Below are 5310 nucleotides of genomic sequence, written 5' to 3'. Positions count from 1 at the left end.
TGCTGAGGCTGGCCGACCTGATCCGCGAAGGGGCGGGCGGTATTGCCGGCATCACGGTCACGCTGGACTCGCACCACAGGTTCGACATCGCGCATCCCACGTTCTGGCAGGCGCGCGGCGGCGGTGCGGTGGCGCCCTTCACCGCGATCACCGCGGCGCAGGTTCGCGGCGGCGACTATCGGCCCCGCGACGCCGCGGCCCTGCCGCGCGCGCTGGCCTACCTTGACGAACTCGAGCGCAGGGGCCGCTACACGCTGATGGTGTGGCCGGTGCACTGCGAGATCGGCAGCTGGGGCCACAACGTGCATGCCGCCGTCAAGGCCGCCTACAACGCCTGGGAAGACGCACAGGCCGGGCTGGTGGAAAAGGTCGCCAAGGGCAGCAATCCCTGGACCGAGCACTACAGTGCCATCCAGGCCGAAGTGCCGGATGCGGAGGATCCCGGCACCGCGCTCAACATGCCGCTGGTCGCATCGCTCGACGGCGCCGACCTGATCGTGATTGCGGGCGAAGCCAGCAGCCATTGCGTGAAGGCCACCACCGAGCACATCGCCGCCCACCTGCCGTCGGGCAGGCCCGCCAAGCTGGTGTTGGTCACCGACTGCATGAGCCCGGTGACCGGCTTCGAGGCGCAGCACCAGGCCTTCCTCGACGACATGGCCGCGCGCGGCGCGCAGCTGCGCACCAGCGCCGAAGTGCGCGCACTGCTGGCGGCCAACGCCTGACGCCAACCCGCCCAAGGAGCACACCATGCAACCGATCATCCAGAGCCTGCTCGACACCGACCTGTACAAGTTCACGATGTGGCAGGCCATGCTGCACAGCCACCCGCAGACGCAGGCGGAGTACAGCTTCGTGTGCCGCAACCAGCCGGCCTATCCGCTGGCCGAGCTGCTGGCGGACGTCAACGCGCAACTCGACCACCTGTGCACGCTGCGCTTCGCGCCCGGCGAACTCGCCTACCTGCGCGGCCTGCGCTACATCAAGAGCGACTTCGTCGACTTCCTGCGCATCTTCAGCTTCCAGCGCGAATTCATCACCGCCGCGGCCGAAGGCGATGCGCTGCGCATCCGTGCGGTCGGCCCGCAGGTGCACACCATGGCGTTCGAGATCTTCGTGCTCGCGATCGTCAACGAGCTGTACTTCCGCCGCTTCGATGCCGAGGCGGCGCTGGCCGAGGGCCGCCGGCGCCTGCAGACCAAGATCGAGTTGCTGCGCGGCTTTGCGGAAGAGCCGGCGGCGCGGCATCCATTCGAGTTCTTCGACTTCGGCGTGCGGCGCCGCTTCTCCCGCGACTGGCAGCGCGAAATGGTCGGCACGCTCAAGCGCGAGGTGCCGATGTATTTCAAGGGCACCTCCAACGTGCTGCTGGCCAAGGAGCTGGAGCTGGTGCCCATCGGCACCATGGCGCACGAGTACCTGCAGACCTACCAGGCGCTCGGCGTGCGGCTGCGCGACTTCCAGAACGCCGCGCTGGAAGGCTGGGTGCAGGAGTACCGCGGCGATCTCGGCGTGGCGCTGACCGACGTGGTCGGCATGGATGCCTTCCTGGCCGATTTCGATCTGTACTTCGCCAAGCTGTTCGACGGCCTTCGCCACGACTCGGGGGACCCGGTCGCCTGGGGCGAGAAGGCGCTGGCGCACTACGCCAGGCTGCGCATCGATGCGCATACCAAGCGGCTGGTGTTCTCCGACGGGCTCGACCTGCCAACGGCGATCCGGCTGTACCGCACCTTCGCCGACCGCACGCAGACCGGCTTCGGCATCGGCACCCACCTGAGCAACGACGTCGGCCTCACGCCGCTGAACATCGTGATGAAGCTCACGGCCTGCAACGGCCAGCCGGTGGCCAAGCTGTCGGACAGCCCGGGCAAGACGCTGTGCGAAGACCAGACCTTCCTGGCCTACCTGCGCCAGGTCTTCCAGATCGAGGGGTGAGGCCATGCTCCGCATCACTGTCGCCCAGCTCAACCCCACGATCGGCGACCTGGCCGGCAACGCCGCGCGGATGATCGAGGCCGCGCGCCGGGCCGCGGCCGACGAGTCCGACCTGGTGGTCTTCTCCGAGCTGTCGCTCACGGCCTACTACCCGGCCGACCTGCTGGAGGAAGAGGGCTTCATGGACCGCGTGGAGGAGGCGTTCGGGCAGCTGCTCTCGGCCTCGCGCGAGATGCCGGCGCTGCACTGGGCGGTCGGCCTGCCGGCGCGGCGCGAAGGCGCGGGCAAGAAGCTTCGCAACGTGCTGCGCGTCATTTGCGCGGGCGAAGTGCGGCTCGAATATGCCAAGCAGCTGCTGCCGACCTATAGCGTCTTCGACGAGCGCCGGCACTTCGAGCCGGGCCCCGACGTGGCACGCGTGCTGCGCATCCGCGGCACGCGCGTGGGATTCCTGATCTGCGAGGACGGCTGGAACGACGAGGGCCAGGACTACCTCGTCAATCCCTTCGACCGCATGCGCGATGCCGCGCCCGACCTCGTGGTGTCGATCAACGCGAGTCCCTCGAACATCGGCAAGCGCGAGCAGCGGCACCGCATCTTCGGCGCGGCCAGCCGCCGCAACGGGCTGCCGATCCTCTACGTCAACCAGGTGGGCGGGCACGACCAGCTGGTGTATGACGGGGCCTCGTTCGCCGTCGAGCCGCAGGCCGGCGTGGTGTACGAGGCGCACCGCTTCGCGGAGGACGTGAGCACGCTGCGCTTCGAGGACGGCCGCTTTCTCACGCCGGCCGGCGAAGCACCGCCGCCTGTGCCGCCGCAAGGCCTGCCGACGCTGGAGTTCTACCGCCAGCAGATCGTGCTGGGCCTGCGCGACTATGCGCGGCGCTGCGGCTTCCGGCAGGCGGTGGTCGGCTCGTCCGGCGGCATCGATTCGGCGCTGACGCTCGCGCTGGCGGTCGAGGCGCTGGGCGCGCAGAACGTCGTCGCCATCACCATGCCGTCGCGCTTTTCCTCGGCGGGATCGGTGGACGATTCCGAAAGGCTGTGCCGCAACCTCGGCGTGCCGCTCGAGGCGCATGCCATTGGGGGCATCGTCTCGCAGTTCGAGCAAGGCTTCGAGACGGCCTTCGGCCAAGGGCTGCAAGGCGTGGCACTCGAGAACCTGCAGGCGCGCGTGCGCGGCACGACCCTCATGGGCTACTCCAACAGCTTCGGCCACCTGCTGCTGACCACGGGCAACAAGTCCGAGATCTCGGTCGGCTACTGCACGCTCTATGGCGACACCAACGGCGGCCTGGGCCTGATCGGCGACCTCTACAAGACCGAGGTCTTCGCGTTGTCGCGACACTTGAATGCACAGGCCGGACGCGAGCTCATCCCGCAGGCCATCCTCGACAAGGAACCTTCCGCCGAGCTGGCCCCGGGGCAGAAGGACGCCGACAGCCTGCCGCCGTATGAAGTGCTCGACGAAGTCCTCAAGCTGCTGATCGAAGGCCAGCGGCTCGCAAAGGACGAGTACGAAAAGGCGCGCAGCTTCGTCGACCGGCTGCGCGCCACGCCCGGGGGCGAGGCGCTGGTCGAGCGCATCCGCGGCATGGTCGCGCGCAACGAGTACAAGCGGCGGCAGTCGCCGCCCATCGTCCGGGTCAGGCCCCGGGCATTCGGCTCGGGCCGCCAGATGCCGATCGCTGCCCGCTGGAACTGAGGATGAAAAAATKACAAGCACGAACAAGGCGCCCGATGTCGCCGTCTACATCGGACGCTTCCAGATTTTCCACAACGCCCAGCTCGCGCTGCTGCGCCGCGCGCTCGCCGCCGCGCCCGAGTGCGTGGTGGTGCTCGGCTCGGCCTTCCAGGCGCGCACGCCGCGCAATCCCTTCACCTGGCAAGAGCGCGCCGAGATGATCCGCGTCGCGCTGCCGGAAGCGGAGCGCCAGCGGCTGAGATTCCTGCCCGTGCGTGACCATTACAACCCCGCGCAATGGGTCGCGGCGGTGAAGCAGGACTTGGCGCGGCTGCATCCCGGCCAGCCTTCGGTGGTGCTGGTCGGGCACCTGAAGGACGCGACGAGCAGCTACCTGCGCGACTTTCCCGGCTGGGCGCTCGACGACGCCGGGCGCCGCGGCGACATCCATGCGAGCGCGCTGCGCGACGCCTATTTCGGGGCGGCCCACGATGGTTCTCTGGAACCGGCCCTGGCAGCCCTCGCCGGCCAGGCGCCGGAGAGCACGCTGCAGTTCCTGCGCGCCTGGGCCAGCCTGCCGCCTTATGCCGTGCTGGCGCAGGAATGGGAGAGCCTGCGCCGCGAGAAGGCGCTGTGGTCGGGCTCGCCGTACCCGCCGGTCTTCGTCACGGTCGATGCGGTGGTGCAGTGCGGGCGCCAGGTGCTGCTGATCCGGCGCGGCCGCTCGCCCGGCAAGGGCCTGTTCGCGGTGCCGGGCGGCTTCCTCGAGCCGCGCGAGACCGTGTGGCAGTCGGCCCTGCGCGAACTGGAAGAGGAAACTGGCCTGCGGCTGCTGGACAGCGACATCGAAGCCGCCTTCAAGGCGGTGCAGGTGTTCGACCATCCCGACCGCAGCCAGCGCGGCCGCGTCATCACCCACGCGCACTGGTTCGACCTGGGTCCGCGCCGCCCGCCCGAGCTGACCGCCGGCGACGACGCCTCGGAAGCCCGCTGGGTGCCCATCGACCAGCTGGCCGGCATGGAGGACCAGTTCCACGACGACCACTTCCACATCCTCGATTTCTTCTTCGGGTTGACGGCCGAGGCCGCGCAAGGTGGCACTGCATGAACGACCGGGAGCGATACCGCGGCTGCCTTTTGGGACTGGCCTGCGGCGATGCGGTGGGCACGACCGTCGAGTTCATGCCGCGCGGAACTTTCGAGCCCGTCACCGGCATGGCTGGCGGCGGCCCATTCAGGCTGGAGCCGGGCGAATGGACCGACGACACCTCGATGGCGCTGTGCCTGGCAACGAGCCTGGTCTGGCGGCGCGGCTTCGATGCCGTCGACCAGATGAACCGCTACTGCAACTGGCGCAGCGTCGGCTACCTGAGCAGCAACGGCGAGTGCTTCGACATCGGCATCACGGTGGCCACGGCGCTGGACCGCTACCTCGTGACCCGCGATCCGTTCGCTGGCGACCCCGACCCCAGGACGGCCGGCAACGGCGCGCTGATGCGGCTCGCACCGGTCTCGATGTACTTTCGCGCCAGCGCGGACCACACCTTCCGGTTTGCCGGCGAAAGCACGCGAACCACGCATGGCGCGCGCGAAGCCATCGATTGCTCGCAGCTCTTTGCGCTGCAACTGCGGGCAGCGTTGATGGGCGCAAGCAAGGAGCACATTCTTGCAACCGCAGTCCCCGAACC

General features: G+C 68.9%; 5 protein-coding genes. All 5 read left to right on the top strand.

All coding sequences use genetic code 11. The features are described from left to right. The coding region (locus tag AC1DOC_RS17850) for a cysteine hydrolase (RefSeq protein ID WP_478130186.1) at window positions 1–725 on the top strand (725 nt) is incomplete at its 5' end. A 25-nt stretch (window positions 726–750) separates the two neighbouring features. Further along, the gene (gene pncB, locus AC1DOC_RS17845) at window positions 751–1938 is read left to right on the top strand and encodes a nicotinate phosphoribosyltransferase (RefSeq protein ID WP_436299017.1); all 1188 of its coding nucleotides are present in this window, start codon (window positions 751–753) and stop codon (window positions 1936–1938) included. Window positions 1939–1942: 4 nt separating this feature from the next. Then, complete coding sequence (locus tag AC1DOC_RS17840) at window positions 1943–3643, top strand: NAD+ synthase (protein ID WP_478080870.1); 1701 nt, start codon at window positions 1943–1945, stop codon at window positions 3641–3643. Window positions 3644–3653: 10 nt separating this feature from the next. Further along, a complete protein-coding gene (locus AC1DOC_RS17835; protein WP_478080871.1) occupies window positions 3654–4730 on the top strand; it encodes an NUDIX domain-containing protein in 1077 nt (358 codons plus the stop codon). Beyond that, window positions 4727–5310: ADP-ribosylglycohydrolase family protein (locus tag AC1DOC_RS17830; protein ID WP_478130185.1), on the top strand; the 584-nt coding region annotated here is incomplete at its 3' end. The genes AC1DOC_RS17835 and AC1DOC_RS17830, both read left to right, overlap by 4 nt.

The sequence above is a fragment of the Variovorax sp. 01T439_2 genome (assembly GCF_056398445.1).
This window is presented reverse-complemented; position numbering and strand designations above follow the sequence as displayed.

Bases quoted from the DNA above. Each gene is read 5' to 3' on its own strand.
- AC1DOC_RS17840 (WP_478080870.1), top strand. From the start codon at position 1,943: ATGCTCCGCATCACTGTCGCCCAGCTCAACCCCACGATCGGCGACCTG.
- pncB (WP_436299017.1), top strand. From the start codon at position 751: ATGCAACCGATCATCCAGAGCCTGCTCGACACCGACCTGTACAAGTTC.